General features: G+C 70.4%; 21 protein-coding genes. 19 read left to right on the plus strand and 2 right to left on the minus strand.

Going from position 1 to position 18,191, the window contains the following annotated elements; all coding sequences use genetic code 11:
- Positions 1–44: 44 nt before the first annotated feature.
- The 13 genes from AFR_RS21085 to AFR_RS21145 all read left to right on the plus strand — a co-directional run bounded on the left by AFR_RS21085 (position 45) and on the right by AFR_RS21145 (position 11,769).
- Positions 45–752, plus strand: coding sequence for an ABC transporter ATP-binding protein (locus AFR_RS21085; RefSeq protein WP_023362827.1), 708 nt, complete (start codon positions 45–47; stop codon positions 750–752).
- The gene (locus AFR_RS21090; RefSeq protein ID WP_202964010.1) at positions 749–1,423 is read left to right on the plus strand and encodes a hypothetical protein; all 675 of its coding nucleotides are present in this window, start codon (positions 749–751) and stop codon (positions 1,421–1,423) included. The genes AFR_RS21085 and AFR_RS21090 overlap by 4 nt, the downstream gene beginning before the upstream one ends.
- Positions 1,420–1,923, plus strand: a complete 504-nt coding sequence (locus tag AFR_RS21095; protein WP_023362829.1) for a hypothetical protein — start codon at positions 1,420–1,422, stop codon at positions 1,921–1,923. The genes AFR_RS21090 and AFR_RS21095 overlap by 4 nt, the downstream gene beginning before the upstream one ends.
- 50 nt (positions 1,924–1,973) lie before the next feature.
- A complete protein-coding gene (locus tag AFR_RS21100; protein ID WP_023362830.1) occupies positions 1,974–3,071 on the plus strand; it encodes a serine hydrolase domain-containing protein in 1,098 nt (365 codons plus the stop codon).
- A 93-nt stretch (positions 3,072–3,164) separates the two neighbouring features.
- The gene (locus AFR_RS21105) at positions 3,165–4,292 is read left to right on the plus strand and encodes an ABC transporter substrate-binding protein (protein ID WP_238547311.1); all 1,128 of its coding nucleotides are present in this window, start codon (positions 3,165–3,167) and stop codon (positions 4,290–4,292) included.
- A 2-nt stretch (positions 4,293–4,294) separates the two neighbouring features.
- Entirely contained in the window at positions 4,295–5,215 is a 921-nt protein-coding gene (locus AFR_RS21110; protein ID WP_023362832.1) for an ABC transporter permease, read from the plus strand.
- Entirely contained in the window at positions 5,203–5,997 is a 795-nt protein-coding gene (locus AFR_RS21115; protein ID WP_023362833.1) for an ABC transporter permease, read from the plus strand. Before AFR_RS21110 ends, AFR_RS21115 begins: the two co-directional genes overlap by 13 nt.
- Positions 5,994–7,016 (plus strand): ABC transporter ATP-binding protein, encoded by a 1,023-nt coding sequence (locus tag AFR_RS21120; protein ID WP_023362834.1) that lies wholly within the window; start codon positions 5,994–5,996, stop codon positions 7,014–7,016. The genes AFR_RS21115 and AFR_RS21120 overlap by 4 nt, the downstream gene beginning before the upstream one ends.
- A gap of 48 nt (positions 7,017–7,064) precedes the next feature.
- A complete protein-coding gene (locus tag AFR_RS21125; RefSeq protein ID WP_023362835.1) occupies positions 7,065–7,460 on the plus strand; it encodes a DUF6232 family protein in 396 nt (131 codons plus the stop codon).
- 22 nt (positions 7,461–7,482) lie between these two features.
- A complete protein-coding gene (locus tag AFR_RS21130) occupies positions 7,483–8,538 on the plus strand; it encodes a hypothetical protein (protein WP_023362836.1) in 1,056 nt (351 codons plus the stop codon).
- Between the two features lie 4 nt (positions 8,539–8,542).
- A complete protein-coding gene (locus AFR_RS21135) occupies positions 8,543–9,766 on the plus strand; it encodes an MFS transporter (RefSeq protein ID WP_023362837.1) in 1,224 nt (407 codons plus the stop codon).
- Positions 9,763–11,037, plus strand: coding sequence for a hypothetical protein (locus AFR_RS43760; RefSeq protein ID WP_023362838.1), 1,275 nt, complete (start codon positions 9,763–9,765; stop codon positions 11,035–11,037). The genes AFR_RS21135 and AFR_RS43760 overlap by 4 nt, the downstream gene beginning before the upstream one ends.
- Before the next feature lie 48 nt (positions 11,038–11,085).
- Positions 11,086–11,769, plus strand: a complete 684-nt coding sequence (locus AFR_RS21145) for a hypothetical protein (RefSeq protein WP_023362839.1) — start codon at positions 11,086–11,088, stop codon at positions 11,767–11,769.
- Here AFR_RS21145 and AFR_RS21150 read toward each other — a convergent pair.
- Complete coding sequence (locus tag AFR_RS21150) at positions 11,759–12,463, minus strand: chitinase (RefSeq protein ID WP_041841027.1); 705 nt, start codon at positions 12,461–12,463, stop codon at positions 11,759–11,761. The two genes, AFR_RS21145 and AFR_RS21150, sit on opposite strands and share 11 nt — an antisense overlap.
- Positions 12,464–12,808: 345 nt before the next feature.
- Here AFR_RS21150 and AFR_RS21155 point away from each other — a divergent pair, with 345 nt between their 5' ends.
- From AFR_RS21155 to AFR_RS46160, 6 genes are all read left to right on the plus strand, one after another.
- Complete coding sequence (locus tag AFR_RS21155) at positions 12,809–13,087, plus strand: hypothetical protein (RefSeq protein ID WP_041841028.1); 279 nt, start codon at positions 12,809–12,811, stop codon at positions 13,085–13,087.
- Between the two features lie 51 nt (positions 13,088–13,138).
- Positions 13,139–14,545, plus strand: a complete 1,407-nt coding sequence (locus tag AFR_RS21160) for a DUF4331 domain-containing protein (RefSeq protein ID WP_023362842.1) — start codon at positions 13,139–13,141, stop codon at positions 14,543–14,545.
- A complete protein-coding gene (locus tag AFR_RS21165) occupies positions 14,542–14,883 on the plus strand; it encodes a hypothetical protein (RefSeq protein ID WP_023362843.1) in 342 nt (113 codons plus the stop codon). Before AFR_RS21160 ends, AFR_RS21165 begins: the two co-directional genes overlap by 4 nt.
- Positions 14,884–14,920: 37 nt before the next feature.
- Entirely contained in the window at positions 14,921–15,946 is a 1,026-nt protein-coding gene (locus AFR_RS21170) for an AraC family transcriptional regulator (RefSeq protein ID WP_023362844.1), read from the plus strand.
- Positions 15,947–16,244: 298 nt separating this feature from the next.
- Positions 16,245–16,514 (plus strand): hypothetical protein, encoded by a 270-nt coding sequence (locus AFR_RS21175; RefSeq protein WP_023362845.1) that lies wholly within the window; start codon positions 16,245–16,247, stop codon positions 16,512–16,514.
- Entirely contained in the window at positions 16,511–16,969 is a 459-nt protein-coding gene (locus AFR_RS46160; protein WP_148308021.1) for a hypothetical protein, read from the plus strand. Before AFR_RS21175 ends, AFR_RS46160 begins: the two co-directional genes overlap by 4 nt.
- Positions 16,970–16,979: 10 nt before the next feature.
- Here AFR_RS46160 and AFR_RS21185 read toward each other — a convergent pair whose 3' ends face one another.
- Entirely contained in the window at positions 16,980–18,038 is a 1,059-nt protein-coding gene (locus tag AFR_RS21185; protein WP_148308022.1) for a DUF6461 domain-containing protein, read from the minus strand.
- Between the last annotated feature and the right edge of the window lie 153 nt (positions 18,039–18,191).

Here is an 18,191-nt window from a genome sequence, read left to right on the forward strand (position 1 = left end):
GTGGTCCGATGTGCCACCGCGGGTGCCCGCGTTGACTGACCGGTGTGATCACTGTCGAGCACGTCACCAAGCGGCGCGGCCGCACCACGGTTCTGTCCGATGTGGGCTTCGTCGCCCGGCCCGGGCGGGTCACGGGGTTTCTGGGCCCGAACGGCGCCGGGAAGTCGTCCACGCTGCGGATCATTCTCGGGCTCGACCGGGCGCAGGAGGGGACGACCTCGGTCGCCGGTCGCCCGTTCGTGCAGTGGCGCCGGCCGCTGACGGTCGTGGGCGCGCTGCTCGACGAGGGTGGTGCGCACCGGTCGCGGACCGGGCGGGCGCACCTGCGCTGGATCGCGGCCAGCAACGGGCTGCCACGCTCGCGGGTCGACGAGGTTCTCGACCTGGTCGGGCTCACCGAGGCGGGCCGCAAGAGAGTGAGCACCTACTCACTGGGGATGGGGCGGCGGCTCGGGCTGGCGGCGGCGCTGCTCGGTGATCCGGGGGTGCTGATCCTCGACGAGCCCGTCAACGGCCTCGACCCGGGCGGGATCCGGTGGATGCGGGGCTTCCTGCGGGAACGCGCGGCCGCCGGCGCGACCGTCCTGCTGTCGAGCCACCTGATGGGCGAGCTGTCCGAGACCGTCGACGACGTCGTGGTCATCGATCACGGCCGCATCGTGGCTCAGGGAACCCTGGCCGAGGTCACGGGCGACCACCACACGCTCGAGGACGCGTTCTTCGCGCTCACGCAGGCGGGTGACCGGTGGTGAGGGCCGAGCTGTTGAAGATTGCCGGGCTGCCGTCGGTGTGGGTGGCCGCGGCGATCGGGCTGTTCGCGCCCGCGCTGCTCGGGGTCGTCAACCTGCGGGCGCCCGGCACCGATCCCGATGCCGGTTACCTGGAGCTCACGGTCGGTGTCGTCGGCGCGCTGGTGCTGGGGGTGGTGACGGCCGGGAGCGAGTATCGGGGGCGGCAGATCACCACCAGCCTCGTCTGCGTTCCGTCGCGGGTCCGCCTCCTGGCGGCGAAGACGGCGGCGCTGGCCCTGACCGTGGCCGTGGTGGCCGTCCCGGCCTCGATCGCGTCCCTCGCCGTCGCGGGGACGCTGAGCGCCGGGGCGGTGCCACGGATCGCCGGTGTCACCGCCTACTGGGTGCTGAGCGCGCTCCTCGCGTACGGGATCACGCTCGTGGTCCGCAGCGGCGTCCTGCCGCTCACGGTTCTGATCCTGAACTCGTCGGTCGTGTCGGTGACCTATCTGCTGACCCGGGTGACGCCGTGGGCGACCTATCTGCCGGATCTGGCCGGGGCGCATCTGTTCATCCGCGAGACGAACGCCCCGATCGAGCTCGGCGCCGTCACCGGGGGACTGGTCATGGCCGGATGGACCGCCGCGGTGCTGGCCGTCGCCACGGTCGTCTTCCGGCGGCGGGACGCGTGAACCAGATCCGGGCGGAATTCCTCAAACTGCTCACCCTGCCCGCCGTCGCGCTGACCGTCACCCTCACCTGGGTGGTCACGGTCGTCGTCCCCCTCTCGTACGCCCGGACAGGCTTCGTGGTGTTCGGCATCCTCGCGGCCACCTCGGAGTACGAGGGCGGTCAGGTCCGCACCACGCTGCTGGCCGTGCCGCGGCGTCTCGACCTGGTGCTCGCGAAGACCTTCGTGCTGGCCGTGACGATCCTGCCGGTGGCGGTCGTGACCGTGCTGATCGCAGGGGAGGGCAACCCCGCCTACCTGCTGCTGATCACCCTGCTGGCGGCGGCTGTCGGCACGATCCTGCGGAACGCACTGGCCGCCGTGGTCCTGCTGCTCAGCTATTTCGGAGTGCTCGGGCCCATCCTCGGCGACCGGATCAGCGACTCGCTGTGGCTGCCCGTGGCCTGGACGGCCGGCGTGAGCCTGCTGGCGGCAGCCACGTTCGTGGGCAGGGACGCGTGACCTGAACGGGCGTTTGCGTCAGGATGAGGACGCCGGAAGGAGGAACGCTGATGTCCCTGACGCACGGCACGGTCGCCCCCGGCTTCGAGAAGGTCCGGGAGGTCTTCGCGGCGGAGGCGGCACGGCAGGACGACGTCGGCGCCCAGCTCGCCGTCTACCGGGACGGCCGGCAGGTCGTCGACCTCTCGACCGGTGACCCGGACGCGCTCACCGGTGTCTTCTCGGTCACCAAGGGCGCCGCCTATCTGGTCGTCGCGCTGCTGGTGCAGGACGGGCTCATCGACGTCGACCGTTCGGTCCGGCACTACTGGCCGCAGTTCACCTCCGACGTCACCGTGCGGGAGCTGCTCGGGCACCGGGCCGGGCTGATCGGTGTCGACGGCGGCTTCGGCCCGCGGGAGATCGCCGACGACCGGATCATCGCCGAGCGGCTCGCCAAGCAGCGCCCGTACTGGCCTCGGGGTTCCGGGTACGGCTATCACGCCCTGGTGATCGGTGCCCTGGCCGGGGAGATCGTCCGCCGGGTCACCGGACGGTCACTGCAGCAGACGTACGAGCAGAGGGTGCGCGCCCCGTACGACATCGACTTCCATCTGGGGCTGCCCGCGGAGCTGGAGCCGCGCTACCACCCGGTCCGCTCGTCCACTGTGGAGGAGCTGCCGCCGGACGCCGGGAGCCTCGCGGGCATCGCGCTCAACCGTCACGCCGATCCGCCCACCTATCTCCCGGCCTTCCCGAACAGCCGGACCGTGCGCCGTCTCGGTCAGGCCTCGGCCGGTGGCGTGGCGAATGCACGAGGCATCGCGCGGTTGTATGCTGCGGCCCTGTCGGGCGTGGAAGGCTCTCCGCCGCTGCTGCGCCCGCGGACGATCACGGACTTCGGCACACCCGGCGAGCCCGCCCCGGACCTGCTCACCGGTGTCACCGGCAACCAGTTCGGTCTCGGTTACGAGGCCCTCACGATCCGTTACCCGTTTCTCGGCCCGGCCGCGTTCGGTCACTTCGGTGCGGCCGGATCCCTCGGCTTCGCCGACCCGCGCAGCGGTGTCGCGTACGGCTACACCCGGGACCGATTTGCCCCGCCCGACGGCGGTGCGGTGGAGAACGACCAGTTCGCGGCGGCTGTCATTCAGGCAGTCGACGCCTGATCGTCGTCTGCCGCCCGCCGGTGATCCACCCGGTAATCCCATGATCCACACAGCGGTGCCGTCCCTGTCGGCACCGATGAGATGGAGGACGAAGTGCGCACCCTTGCCCGTACCGCCGCGGCTCTGCTGGCGGTCACGACCTTTGCCGGCACGGCGGCCTGCTCGCCGCCCGAGAAGGAGAGCGCCGGAGCCTCCTCCGGTGCCGCCTCGGCCATCAGCGCCGCCGACCTCGGTGGTCTCGACGCGCTGGTCACCGCGGCCAAGGCGGAGGGCCAGCTCAACGTCATCGCGCTGCCGCCCGACTGGGCCAACTACGGCGAGATCATCAAGGCGTTCGGCACCAAGTACGGCATCAAGGTCAATTCGGCGCAGCCGGACGCCTCGAGCCAGGACGAGATCAACGCCGCGGACCAGCTCAAGGGCCAGGACAAGGCGCCGGACGTGTTCGACCTCGGTGGCGCCGTCGCGACCGCCAACGTCGCCAAGTTCGCGCCGTACAAGCCGTCGACCTGGGCCGACATCCCGGCCGAGCTCAAGGACGCGAACGGCACCTGGACGAACGACTACGGCGGCTACATGTCGATCGGCTACGACGCCGGCAAGGTGCCCGCGCCGACGTCCCTGGCCGACCTGCTCAAGCCGGAGTACAAGGGCAAGGTCGCCCTCAACGGTGACCCGACCCAGGCCGGCGCCGCCTTCGCGGGTGTTGTCATGGCCTCGCTCGGCAGCGGTGGCACCGCCGACGACATCGCGCCCGGTGTGGAGTTCTTCGGCAAGCTCAAGAAGGCCGGCAACTTCCTGCCCGTCGACCCGACCCCGGCGACCGTCGAGTCCGGCCAGACCCCCGTTGTCATCGACTGGGACTACCTGAACGTCGCCCAGGGCACCAAGCTCACCGGCAAGCTGGACTGGAAGACCGTCGTCCCCGCCAACGCGGTGGTCGGCTCGTACTACGTCCAGGCGATCAGCAAGGACGCCCCGCACCCGGCGGCGGCCCGGCTGTGGCAGGAGTTCCTCTACTCCGACGAGGGCCAGAACCTGTGGCTCAAGGGTGGTGCCCGGCCGGTGCGCGCCGACGCCATGGAGAAGGCCGGCACGATCGACAAGACGGCGTACGCCGCCCTGCCGAAGGCCGAGGGCACCCCGGTCTTCCAGACCGAGGCGCAGACCGCCAAGGCCAAGGAGTACCTGTCGGCCAACTGGGCGAAGGCCATCGGCTGAGAATGGCCACCGTCACGGACAGCCCGGGCCTCCTGGCCCCCGTACCGGAGGTCCGGGCACCCCGCCGCAAGTTCAGTGCCGGGCGGCTCAGCAGCCTGCTCGGCACTGTCCCCTTCTTCACGTACGTGGTGCTCTTCCTCATCATCCCCACGCTGGTCGTGGTCATCGGTGCGTTCGCCGGTGACGGCGGCTTCACCCTGTCGAACATCTCGGCCCTGGGTGACGAGTACATCCTGGACGCGTTCGGGCGCAGCCTGCTGCTGTCCGCCGTGACCGCGGTCGTCGGTGCGGTCCTCGGCGCGGTGCTGGCCTACGCCCTGGCCACGGCCAAGCCCGGCGGGCTGCTGCGCCGCATGGTCACGGCCGCGTCCGGGGTGCTCGCGCAGTTCGGCGGCGTGACGCTGGCGTTCGCCTTCGTCGCGACGATCGGCCTGTCCGGGTTCGTCACCGTCTTCCTGCGCGACCACGTCGGTGTCGACCTGTACGCCAACGGTGTCTGGCTCTTCGAGCTGCCGGGCCTCGTGCTGGTCTACACCTACTTCCAGGTGCCGCTGATGGTCATCGTGTTCCTGCCCGCCCTCGACGGCATCCGCCCGCAGTGGCGGGAGGCGACCGAGAGCCTCGGCGGGTCCACCTGGCAGTACTGGACGCGTGTCGCCGGGCCGCTGCTCGCCCCTGCGTTCCTCGGGTCGACGCTGCTGCTCTTCGCGAACGCCTTCTCCGCGTACGCGACGGCCGCCGCCCTGGTCAGTCAGGGCAACCCGATCGTGCCGTTGCAGATCCGCAGCGCCCTGACCAGCGAGGTTGTCCTCGGGCAGCAAAACCTCGGCAAGGCGATGGCGCTCGGCATGGTGGTCGTGGTCGCCGTCGTGATGACGCTCTACGCCCTGCTGCAGAAGCGGACCGCAAAATGGCTGGGCTGAGGGCGCGCCGGGCGAACCGGCAGCGCGCGTTCCGCTGGACCGTGCTCGTCGTCGCGGGTGTCTTCTTCCTGCTGCCGCTCGCCGCGATGCTCGAGTTCACCACCCGCGACGGCGGCGGCACCTGGGCGCTGCTGGTCGACTGGCCACAGCTCAGCGCGACCTATCCGGACCTGGCCGAGGGTATCGTCGCGTCGCTGGGCCAGGCACTGCTGACCGCCCTGCTGATGCTGGTCCTGCTCGTGCCGACCGCGATCTGGGTACGGCTGCGGCTGCCCGGACTGCGGCCGCTGGTCGAGTTCATCTGCCTGCTGCCGCTGACCATCCCGGCGATCGTGCTGGTCGTCGGGCTCGCACCCGTGTACGCGTGGGTCAACTACTTCCTGGGTGGCTCGTCACTCACGCTGACTTTTGCTTACACGATCCTGGTCCTGCCCTATGCCTATCGGGCGATCGACGCCGGGCTGTCCGCGATCGACGTGCGGACGCTGGCCGAGGCCGCCCGCGGCCTCGGCGCGGGCTGGACGACGGTGATGGTCCGGGTCGTGCTGCCGAACATCCGCTCGGCCGTGCTCTCGGCGGCGTTCCTGACCGTGGCGCTGGTGCTGGGTGAGTTCACCATCGCCTCGCTGCTGAACCGCACCAACCTGCAGGTCGCGATCAACCTGCTCGGCAAGAGCAGCGCCACGATGTCGGTCGCGGTGTCCCTGGCCGCGCTGATCCTCGCGTTCGTCCTGCTCCTGCTTCTGTCCCTGTTCGGCGATCGACGAAAGGCGTCCCGATGAACGGCGTCGCGGTTCACCTCGACGGCCTGCGGCGCAGCTTCGGCGGCGTGCACGCCCTCGACGGGCTGTCCCTCGAAATGCAGCCCGGCGAGCTGATCGCGCTGCTCGGCCCGTCCGGCTGCGGCAAGACCACGGCCCTGCGCATCCTGGCGGGTCTCGAGGACGCCGACAGCGGCCGCATCCTGGTCGGTGGCAAGGACATCAGCGGCCTGCCGGCGAACCGCCGCGACATGGGCATGGTGTTCCAGGCGTACAGCCTCTTCCCGCACCTGACCGCGCTGGAGAACGTCCAGTTCGGTCTCAAGCTGCGCCGGCGGGCGTCCGGCGACCGGGCCGCGAAGATGCTCGACCTGGTCGGCATCAGCGCCCACGCTGCCCGCTATCCGCACCAGCTCTCCGGCGGCCAGCAGCAGCGCGTCGCCCTGGCCCGCGCCCTGGCCATCGAGCCGCAGGTGCTGCTGCTCGACGAACCGCTGTCCGCCCTGGACGCCAAGGTCCGGGTCCAGCTGCGCGACGAGATCCGCCGGATCCAGACCGAGGTCGGCACCACCACCCTGTTCGTCACCCACGACCAGGAGGAGGCGCTGGCGGTCGCGGACCGGGTCGGCGTGATGCGCTCCGGCCGCCTCGAGCAGCTGGCCGAGCCGTCCGAGGTCTACCTGCGCCCGGCCAGCGCGTTCGTGGCGGACTTCGTCGGTCTCAGCAACCGCCTGCCGGGCCGCCTCGACGGCGACGCCGTCTCGGTGCTCGGCACGCGCCTGCCGCTGGTCCAGCCGGCGTCTGGCGGGCCCGAGGTCACCGCCCTGGTACGCCCGGAGTCCGTCGACGTCGTCCCGGACACCGACGGCGACGCCCGCGTGGTGTCGACGACGTTCCTCGGCCCGACGAGCCGCGTCACCGTCGAGGTGGGGGAGTCGCTCGTGGTCGCCCAGGTGACGGGTGAACGCCTCGCGGACCTGGCGGTGGACACCCCCGTCCGCCTCGTCCTGCGTCCGGTCCCGGTCGCCCTCGAGGCGTGAACGCTTCGTAGGATGGCGATCACGCTGCGCGGCTTGCTCTACTGATCTGTGCGCACCTACTACCGCGGGCCGGATGCCGCCGTCACCGACGAGCTGTTCATCTGGCAGTCGGGGGCGACCAGAGCCTTTGTCCTCGAAGAACTGCGCGACGTCGGCCGCGTCCAGCAGGAGTCGAGCCGGCTGAGCCGGGTCATCGCGGGAGTCCTGCTGGCCGTCGCCGGCGCGGTGTGGGTGCAGCTCGAGCTCCCGGCCCGCTGGTACGTCGGCGTGGGCGCACTCGTCGCCGCCCTCGCGATCATCGGCTGGCCGTCCCACTCCCGCCGCTGGACGTTGAAGGCGGCGTACCGCGGCGAGGAGGACGTCACCCTCTACAGCTCGGCCGACCCGCGCGTCTTCAACCAGGTCGCGCGGGCGCTGGGCCGGGCCATCGAGGACTCCCGGTGACAGCACTTCGTACCCTGCCGGGGTGACCCTCACCCTCACCAGCACCGCGGCCGTCGTGCTGCAGGCGACCGCGTACCACGCCCTGGTCGACGGTCACGGGGTCATCACTCCCGCGCTCGCCCGGATGAGCGCCGCCCGCGCCGACCCCGTCTGGTCCCGCAGGGTTCTCGGCGCCGGCACCCACACCACCCGCTACCTGCTCGATCGTCCGCCCCGGCCGTCCGGGGTGCCGGCCGTCGACCGTCTCTTCCCGTACGCGGGGGAGCTCCGCGAGGCGACCTGGCGGGCCGCCCGCAACCGCAAGCACGAGGTCCTCGGCGAGCCCGACCCGGTCTGGGGCCGGGAAATCCGTGCCGCCCTGGAGCTGGCGGAGTCCGTGGCGGTCGGCCCCTGGCTCGGGATGCCGGAGCTGCTCTACGGGCTGATCCACGACGCCCCGGACCAGCCCGACCTGTGGCGCCGGCTGCACGCGGGCGGTTTCCCCGCCGACACCACGCCGTACGCGCCCTTCTACGACACCGCCGACCTGGGCGACGCACTCTTCGACCGGGCGAACCCGCCGTCGCGCTGGATCCCGCGGCTGATGGGCCGGTACCTGGACAGCGCCATCGGCGGCCCGGTCCTCGCCGTCGTCGAGGAGGAGTCCCGGCGCCAGGCGGTCCAGCTCGGCCACGACGTGGTGCAGACCAGCGCGGTCCTGCTCGCCGTGCTGGACATCGCCGAGCAGATGCGCCTGACGGACACCCGGTTCCACGGGCGCTACCGCCGCGACAACAACGGCGCCGCCCTGCTCACCGCCCGCGGGCTGACCCGCGCGGAGGGCCGCCGCGCGGCGTGGCCGGTGGTGCTCGAACACGCCGCGGAACCCACCGACGACGTCACCCGCCTGCTCTTCTCGGCCACCAAGCCCGAGGATCCGGTCTGGACGGCCGAGGCGATCGAGCTCTTCGAGGAAGCCGGCCGCTTGGCCCGCAGTAAAGGCACCAAGGTCTACGGCACGTCCCACCTCGTCGAAGCGCTGGACACCGCGCCCGCGCCCGCGGCCCACCGCCTCCTCGCCGACCTCGAAAAGGCCTGACCGCTTGGGACTGCTCCGCGACCCCGACTTCCGCCGCCTGTTCACCGCCACGGCGGCGAGTCAGCTGGGCGACCGCGTGATCTTCCTGGCGCTGCCGCTGGTGGCGATCGTTGCCCTGTCGGCGACCGAGTTCCAGGTGGGACTGCTCAGCGCGGCGACGATGGCCGGTTCTTTGCTCGTCGGCCTGCCCGCGGGCGCGTGGATCGACCGTCTCCGCAAACGCGGCGTCCTCGTCACCACGGATCTGCTGCGCGCACTGGTGATCGCCGTGATACCCCTGGCCTGGTGGGCGGACGCACTGTCCATCTGGCTGCTGTTCGGCGTCGCGCTCGTGCACGGTGTGCTCACCGTCTTCTTCGACGTCGCGTACGTGAGCTATCTGCCGTACCTGGTCGGCCGTGACCATCTCACCGAGGGGAACGCAAAGCTGGCGTCGGTCCGGTCCGCGGTGAGCGTGGGCGGCCCGGGCCTGGCCGGACCGCTGATCGGCGCCTTCGGCGCGCCGGTGGCGCTGGTGGCCGGCTCGGCCGGGATGGTGGTGTCGGCGCTGTTCGTCCGGGGGCTCCGCAAGCGGGAGCCGGCACCGGAACCGTCGGCCGACCCGCACCTGGGCCGCGAGATCGCCGAGGGACTGCGGTTTGTCCTCGGTCAGCCGTTGCTGCGCGCGATCGTCACCGCCGACGGCCTGTTCGGTCTCTTCCTGATCGCCTACCAGACGATGCTGCTGGTCTTTCTCGCCCGCGACGTCCAGCTCGGCTCGTTCGGCATCGGCGTTGTCCTGTCCGCGATGGGCTGCGGCGGTCTGGCCGGTGCTCTGCTCGCCCGCCGGGCGGCGTCGCGGCTCGGAGCACGCCGCGTGATCTGGCTGGCGCCGCTGCTGACCTGCCCACCGGCCGCCCTCATGGCATTCGCCGCCCCGGGCTGGACACTCTGGGTGGCGCCCGCGGGACTGGTGCTGCTGTCGTTCGGTGGTGTCGTCCGGCTGGTCGCTCAGGCCGGCCTGCAGCAGTCGGTGACCCCGGACCACGTCCTGGGCCGCATGAGCGCGACGTTCCGCTTCGTCACCTGGGGCGGCATGCCGCTGGGTGGTCTGCTCGGCGGCGCCGCCGGCACCTGGCTCGGCCCGTCCGCGACGCTGTGGCTCAGCGCCGCCGGTCTTACCCTGACCTTCCTTCCCACTTTTGCGGTCCGCGCCGGGGAGCACACCGAAAGGAGCGTGACGTCGTGAGTTCCGCCCTCCAACGCCTGCTGGCCGTGCGGGACTTCGGCGACGCCGGGAGCTCGCCGGCGGTGCTGCGGCGCCTGTCGCTGCTTCTGGGTCTGCACACCGCGGACCTGTTCGTGATCGCCGGCCGGCCGCTGCCCGCCGACCTCGCCCCGGCCCGCGGTTCGGTGTCGCGCAACGTCGGGAAGCTGGTGTTCCGGGCCTCCGACCTGCTCCCGGAACATCGGCGCGAGGTGCACGACTTCATCCGGTCGCTGCCCGTGCACCAGCCTGATCCGGAACCCGAGACCGGCGACGAGGTGCCTGCCGGCCCGGGACCGCTGCTGGTCCGCCTGCTCGCCAACCGCAACATCCATCCGTGGAACGCCAAACTGCTCGCCGTGGTCGCCGACGGCCCGTACGTGTCCGACTCGACGATCGTCCTGCTCGGGCAGGGCCGCGTCGAGGTCACACCGCGCTACGTGAGCGCGTTCGCGTGCCTGCTGGGGATCCGCCCCGAGGACCTGGCGGCGATGACCGGGGTCGAGCCGGAGCCGCGGGTGCGCCCGTACCCCCATGGGGCCGAGCTCGCTGCCCTGTCCTGGGACGCCCGGCGGCTCACCGAGGATCAGCTCCTCGAGACGGGCCACCTGATCGAGGCGCTGCGCAGGTCCGATCCCCGCCTGTTCTGCAAGCAGTGCGACAGGTATCACGTGGCGAGCGTCCATCAGCAGACCGAGGACACCGACGCCGGGATCCTCGCGGCGTTCGAACAGCGCCTCGATGCTGTGCTCGCCCGCGAGAGCCCGGAGTGGACACCGCCGCAGCTCCCCGCGGGGACCGACGCCGAGTCGGTCCTCCATCACCGCCTCGACCAGAAACGAACCCGGGCCGGCACCCACCTCGGCCTCGACGACCTCGGCGTCATCGTCCACGACAGCAACGCCAGCGCCGTCCGGCAGCTCGTTGTCCCGTTGCTCGAGGCGGGGCACGGTGATGCGCTGCGGGCGTACCTCCTGGCCGTGATCCGTACCGGCACGTCGCAGCAGCAGATCCGGGCGGTGAGCGCGTGGCTCTGGACGAGGCCCGACCAGCCGCAGAAGGCTGCCTTCCAGGACACGTGCCTGACGGCTTTTGTCGCCGGCGACGACCCGCTGGTCCGCAAGGTCCTGTCCCGCCGGATTTCGCTCGACCCGTCGGATCACGCCGCGGACCTGCACGACACGGTGCTCCGGGCCCGGGCCATCGCCGAGTCCGCCCCCGGGGCGTACGGCCATCTCCTGTCGCCGGGATGACCCCGCACCGCTCTTCTCTTCGGGGCCGTACGCGGCCATGATGGCGGCATGACCTCGGCGCTGCAACGACTCCTGGCCTCGCGAGGGATCGGCGACGCCGGTTCGTCGCCGGCCGTGCTGCGCCGTCTCGCCCTGGTGCTGGGCCTGCACACCCCGGACCTGTTCGTGATCGCCGGGCAGCCGTTGCCGGCGGACCTCGCACCCGCCCGGGGCCCCCGTGCGCACAGTGTCGGCCTGCTCGTCACCGGCGCGCTGGCCCTCCGGCCGGGGGACAGGCGGGAGGTGCACGAGTTCGTCCGCTCGCTGCCGGTGCACCGGCCCGCCCCGGAGGCCACACCGGCGGACCCGGCGGACGGCCCGGGGCCGCTGCTGGTGCGCCTCCTCCGGAACAGGAACATCCACCCGGCGAACGCCGAGCTGCTGCTCCTGATGGGCGGGCCGTACGTGTCCGACTCGACGGTGGTGCTGCTCGGCCAGGGGGAGGTGGAGGTGACCCCGCAGCTCGTCAGCGGCTTCGCCGGGATCCTGGGCCTCCATCCGGACGACCTGGCCGCCCTGACCGGCGTCCGCCCGGACCCCGAGTCCCGGCCTCACCCGTACGCCCCGGAGCTGTCCAGGCTCGCCTGGGATGCCCGCCGCCTCACGGGCGAGCAACTGTCCGAGGTGTTCCGCCTCGTCGACAGCCTGAGCCGGGCGGCCGGTCCGCCGATCGTGAGGACCGTCAGCAGCTGAGGTTGCCGCCGGGTTCGACGCCGAGGATCTGGGTGAACCGCTGGTACGCGTCCACGCGGCTCTGCACCTGCGCCGGGTTCCCGCCGTTGCACTCCAGCGAGCCGTTGATGCTGCGGATCGTCTCGCCGAAGCCCGCGCCGTTCACGATGGCGTCGTGCGGGGTCATCGAGCCCGGGCCGGTCTGGGTCATCCAGTACCAGAGGCCGGTCTGCCAGGCGGTCGACGAGTCGTTCTTGACCTGGTCGGGGTTGTTCAGCAGGTCGATGCCGAGCGCGTCACCGGCGGCCTTGTAGTTGAAGTTCCAGCTGAGCTGGATCGGCCCGCGCCCGTGGTACGCGGACTGGCCGGCCGGGCACCCGTACGGCTGCGCGGCGTCGCAGTAGTGCGGCCAGTTGTCCTGGTTGATCTCCTCGACGTAGACCAGTCCACCGGACTCGTGGTTGATGTTCGCCAGGAAAGCAGCGGCTTCCTGCTTTTGTGCGGTGTCATTTCCGGAGCCGGTGAACGCGGGGAATTTCTGCATCGCGTCGAGGAGTCCGTCGTAACTGTAGAACGCTATCCGGCTGGGGAACATCTGGTCGAACTGCGCCGGGGAAACGGGGAAGGTGGCGGCGTTCGCACTGGTGGTGACCAGGGTGGCGGTGAGTGCCGCGGCGGCCGCGACGGCGGCGGCCAGCATGCGTCGTACTCGCATTTGTCGTCCTCTCTGGGGGAAGGGAACACCTCCAACCAACAAGAGATCACCGTCAATTGTCAAGACTGTTTAGTGAAACCATTTCCCCCGGATGCGGGTCGTTCGGAGTGCCGCTACGATGGCCCCTTGGTCACACTGTGCGACCAGTTGACTACAGGATGTTGATCATTGCGTCGACCTGCGCAAACGCCTTCCGCACCTGAAGAAAACCTTTCCTGAGAAATTGCTTTGAACCGCTGCCGGGGCCGCCTCGTACTGATGGCTGTCGACAACGTTTGTCCCGGGCAATAACCCCGAAACACGCGTCCGGCGGGAGACCGCCGGACGTTTGACGAAAGGCCGAGCATGAGTCGTGGTCACTACGGCAAGAGGGCAGTCAACCGCCTGTCGCGCCGTCGGGTTCTTGCCATTGCCGCCACCGTGGGTGTCGGCGCCTCCGCCGCCGGTGTGGCGGGGCTGAGCCTCGCGGGTGAGAAGCCCGGCTCGGGCGACGGCGAGCCACTGGTGCTGTCGCTGCGCGACGCCAAGAAGGGCACGTTCGACGTGTTCTCCGGCGGCTCGAAGGTCACGATCACCGACCAGAAGCTCGCCGAGAAGCTGCTCAAGGCAGTCAAGCGCGGCTGAACCGCTTCCTCACCAGCAGGCCCCCCGTTTTCTGAGTAAGGAAGAAGACTCATGTCATCGCACCGCGAAGCGCCGGAGATCAGCAAGGACCCGGTCGCCGACAGCGCCGACCTCTACGCGTTCGTCAGCCCGGACCACCCGGACACCGTCACCCTGATCGCCAACTACGTGCCGCTGCAGCTCCCTGCGAGCGGCCCGAACTTCTTCGAGTTCGGCGACGACGTGCTCTACGAGATCCACGTCGACAAGAACGGTGACGGGCGCCCGGACCTGACCTACCAGTTCCGGTTCCGCACCGAGCTGCGCAACGACCGGACGTTCCTCTACAACACCGGTCCGATCGAGTCGCTCGACAGCGAGAACTGGAACCGCCGGCAGTTCTACTCAGTCACCCGTGTCGACGCGAGCGGCAAGCACACCGTGCTCGCGGAGAAGCTGCCGTGCCCGCCGTGCAACGTCGGCCCGCTGTCGATCCCGGATTACGACAAGCTCGCCGAGGACGCGGTCCACAAGCTCAAGACCGGCGAGAAGGTCTTCGCCGGCCAGCGCGCCGACCCGTTCTTCGTCGACCTCGGCGCGATCTTCGACCTCGGCACGCTGCGGCCGTTCCAGGACAAGCACCTGGTCGGGGCGAAGCTGTTCAACTACGCCGGCAAGGCCGTCAACGCCACCGACAAGATGAACGTGCACAGCATCGCGATCCAGCTGCCCCTGCACGACGTACGCCGGGACGGCAAGAAGAAGGTCCGGGGCCGCGACCCGGAAGCGGTCATCGGTGTGTGGACCTCCGCCAGCCGCCGGCAGGTCCAGGTCCGCGACGGCCGCAAGAACGGCGACGACGTCTACGTCGGCCCGCAGGTCCAGGTCTCGCGTCTCGGCAACCCGCTGTTCAACGAGGTCATCGTGCCGATGGCGCAGAAGGACCTGTGGAACAGCCTGCCGCCGAGCGAGGACAAGCGGTTCGCCGAGTTCGTCGAGCAGCCGGAGCTCGGTGCGCTGCTGCCGGTGCTCTACCCGGGCCTGTTCGACAACCTGGCCGAGCTCAACAAGGCCAAGACCGCCCGCGCCGACCTGGTCGCGATCCTGCTCACCGGCATCCCGGACGGGCTCATCGACGACTTCCAGAACAACACCGGTGACGTCCAGGCCGACATGCTCCGCCTGAACACCGCCGTCCCGCCGACCAAGGAGCCGAACGCGTTCGGCATCCTCGGCGGTGACCTGGCCGGCTTCCCCAACGGCCGCCGCGTCGCCGACGACGTCGTGTCGATCTCCCTGCGCGCCATCGCGGGTGTGACCGTGCCGCTGGTCGACGAGAAGTTCACCGCGGACGACGCCGCCGCCCTGGTCGAGCAGGGGCTGTCGGCCAAGGACGCCAGCTCGAAGCTGCTCAAGAAGTTCCCCTACCTGGGGGTTCCGTTCGACGGCTTCAACAACCCGGAGGCTGAGGACAAGTGAGCGTCGGCGCCCACCACCACCACATCCTCGACCCCTCCGGTCAGGGCACGGTCGTCCTCAACATCGGCCAGGGCATCGGCGCGCTGGTCCTCTACACGCCGGGCAGCCTCCACGGCCACGAGATCGAGGTCAGCCCGGTCGAGGACGCAGCCCGCCGCACCCACGCCGCGGTCCGCGCCCGCTACGTCCGCGACGGTGTCCTCTTCAGCATGGTCCTCGACAACCTCGCCGAGGGCCGCTACGTCATCTGGCAGGACCCGGTGACCCCACTGGCCGAGGTGGACATCCGCAGCGGCATGGTCACCGAGCACGAGTGGCCGGTACCCGCCATCGTGTGAGCAGCGCCACCCGCCCCTGCCGGTCTAGTGTGGGCTGATGGACACGGCAGGGGCGGCCGTTCAAGACACGGAACCGGCAACACCGGACGGCGACGTCGCGGTCTGTGCCACCCTCCGCACGACGGACCTCGACGAGGCCCGCGATTTCTGCCGCCGGATGTACTACGGGCCGCTCGAGGTCAAACCCGCGGGCAGCATCGACGGCTTCGCCTTCACCGGCGAAGTCGTCCAGATCGGCCCGGTCACCATCGGCGAGATCAGCTACGGCACCGAGATCTGCCTGGCCAGCGGCGATCTCGAAACGGCCTACCACGTCCTGGCCCCCCTGACCGGCGGCGTCCACGTCCTCCACCGCGGCGCCGCCACCAAGGCCGACCCCAGCCAGGCCGCCGTCTTCCGCCCCATCGGCGACATCGACCTGCGCTGGTCCGCCGACTGCCGCCTCATCAGCGTCAAAGTGGACCGCCTCGCCCTCGAACGCGAACTCGACGCCGCCCTCGACCGCCGCGTCGGCTCCCCCCTCCCACTCGGCGCGACCTTCGGCCTCGCCGGCGGCCCGGGCCGCAGCTGGCTGGCCCTGGTCCGGCTCCTGCACGCCGAAGCCCGCCAGCCCGACGGCCTGACCCTCTTCCCGCACCTGCTCCGCCAATGGCGCGACCTGGTGGTCAGCGGCCTCGCCCAGGCCGTCGAACACCCGTTCTCCCAGAACCCGGCCGGTCGCCCCACCGCCCGACGCCCCCGCACGGTCAAACGCACCCTCGACGCCATGCACGCCGAGCCGGGAAGGTCCTTCACCGCCGCCGAACTCGCCGGAATAGCCGGCGTCGGCATCCGCGTCCTCCAGGAGTCCTTCCGCCAGCACGTCGGCGTCCCGCCCCTGACCTACCTCCGCAGGCTGCGCCTCGAAGGTGTCCACGCCGAACTCAGCCGCGCCGGCCCGGACCAGATAAGCGTCAGCGAGGTGGCGACGAGGTGGGGATTCACTCATTTGGGCCGGTTTGCGGGCGCCTACCGAGAGAGATATGGGGAGACGCCTTCCCAAACTCTCCGCGATCAAACCTGACAACCAAATCTTTTTCGTGCCTTGTTGCATGGCGCTGACCGTCGCTCACGCCGAGACCGGGCGCGGCCACCCAATCGCCTGGCGGCTCATGAACGGGCACCCGCACCCTGCCAGGTCCGTGCGTCCACAGAAGCCCGCGGAGATCATCCTTTGTCGACGCCGGCTGGTAACGTTTTCCCTGGCGATGGGGATCGCCAGGTTGTGAGTTTGCCCGGTTCAGACTCATGAGCGGCTGAAGGGTCTCAGGCCCCTCCTCCAAGGCACACGTCGACCTTGCTACTGCTGGACCGGGCGGCGGATGCAGGAGACGACCGTGTCCTCATTTCTCATTCTTCTCAAAGCTGTCGGTGCAGCCGGGCGCCCGGCCATCGTGCTCATCGCGCATCTGCCCATCATTCTGATCGCGGTAGGCCTGCTGCCTGCGCTGATGATCGGCGTTTCCGTCCTGCCGGCGCGGTATGCCGGTGTCCTCGGCACGACCATCAGCCAGCTCTGCACATGGAGCAGCCGGATCATCGCCACCGCCGGCGTCGCACCCCTGGAAGAAGCGCCGAGGACCGACCGATGACACACAGCACCCGGAAAGCTGAAATCCGCGCCTATGCCAAGACGCACGGCCTCAACTACCAGCAGGCGAAGGACATCTATCCGTTTGTCCGCCGCCCAACAGCCGGCTGGGCCGGCCTGAGCGGTTGGGGGGCCTCGTCTGCGGCTCGGTCGTTACCAATGTCGCCCCCTGCGCTCCCTCCGGTTCGGCCTGAGGACTTCGATCTCGGTGGAACCGTGTTCGTCAGCAGGTTCGACCCTGATTTCGAGGATCCGGCGAACAACTCTGTCCGGGTCATCGATGGGACTCTCACCAAGGACGAGAGGGCGAAGGTTGAGCTGATGGATCCCAAGAACAGGGCACGCTACCTGCTCCAGAAGCGGATTGAGGAGAAGGGCGAGATGGCTGTGCTGCTCTCGCAGCTGCAGTCGCAGCGTCATCGGACCGCCATGAGCGTGATCAACAACATTCGTTGACCGGCAAGGGTCACGTTGTGAGTGCGTGAATCACTGCGGCACGCACGGCAGGATCCGTGAGGGCGGCGATGTTAGAGGTCAAGGGGCGGAGGGCGGCGAGGGCGGCCTTTTGGGGGTCCGGGTTGAGGACGCCGCGGAGGGCTGCGGTGAACCAGCCGAGGGCGTAGGCGTGGGTTCGTTCGGCGGCGGTCATGGCGTGCCGGTTGCTGTTCAGTGAGTCGCCGGCGCGGGTGGTGGCGGTCAGCCAGGTGCGGACGTGGGTGCCGAGGGGTGAGTCGGCGCTGATCGGGCCTGCTGTGCCGGTGGCGGCGGCCCGGAGGACGTCGGCGAGACCTGGCGTGTCTGCCAGGCCCAGCGCGGTGGCCTGGCGACGGACCTCGGCCACGGCCACCGCGCGCTGACGGTCGGGCGAGGCGGCTTCGACAGCGGCGACCAGCGAGCCGGCCGGCGGATCGGAGCCGTAGAGGAGATCACCCGGACTTGCCGGGACGACGAACCAGGGCTCGATCTGAGCCGAGAGAAGGTCCGCCTCGAAGGGATCCGGCGGCACGGTCACCCCGGTGATCCTCTGAGCCAGAAGCAGCGCGCGGGCGACAGCATCGGTCCACGTGTCGTCGCCCTCGCCCGACGGGACGCGGAGGCCGACCTCGGCCAGCAGCGGCTGCAGGTGCGCCGGGGCCTCGGGACGCCCCGGCTCGAAGCCGGCGACAATCTCACCGTCGACGGCGTAGGCAAAAGCCGCCGACGCGTAGTCGTGGCGCAGCACCGACACGGTCTCCGTGCCCCGCGACACCACCCGCAGCAGCGAGTCGTCGGCGCCGGAGAAACCGTCCGGCTCGAGGACCAGGGACCAGGCGCCCAGGTCCAGCGCGGCGGCCATCCGCGGATAACCGCCCTCGAACGAGTCCATCACCTCGCCGATCTCGGCAGCCTCACGCACCCGCAGAGAGTCCGCGTAACCACCCATTCGCAGCAGCGCTGCGGCCGGGTCCAGCCCTTTGACGAACGTCAGACAAACGATCTCGCCCAACGCCTCCAGAACCGCCCGCGCCCCCGCAAGATCGCCCACACCCCGACCATACGGTCACCGGCACCGCCTCGCGGGCGCCTCGGTCCCACGCACGGACCTGGCAGGGTGCGGGTGCCCGTTCATGAGCCGCCAGGCGATTGGGTGCCCGTGCCCGGTCTCGGCGTGAGCGACGGTCAGAACCATGCAACCAGG

Origin of the sequence: Amorphoplanes friuliensis DSM 7358 (assembly GCF_000494755.1) — a bacterium.
GTDB classification, from domain to species: Bacteria; Actinomycetota; Actinomycetes; order Mycobacteriales; family Micromonosporaceae; genus Actinoplanes; species Actinoplanes friuliensis.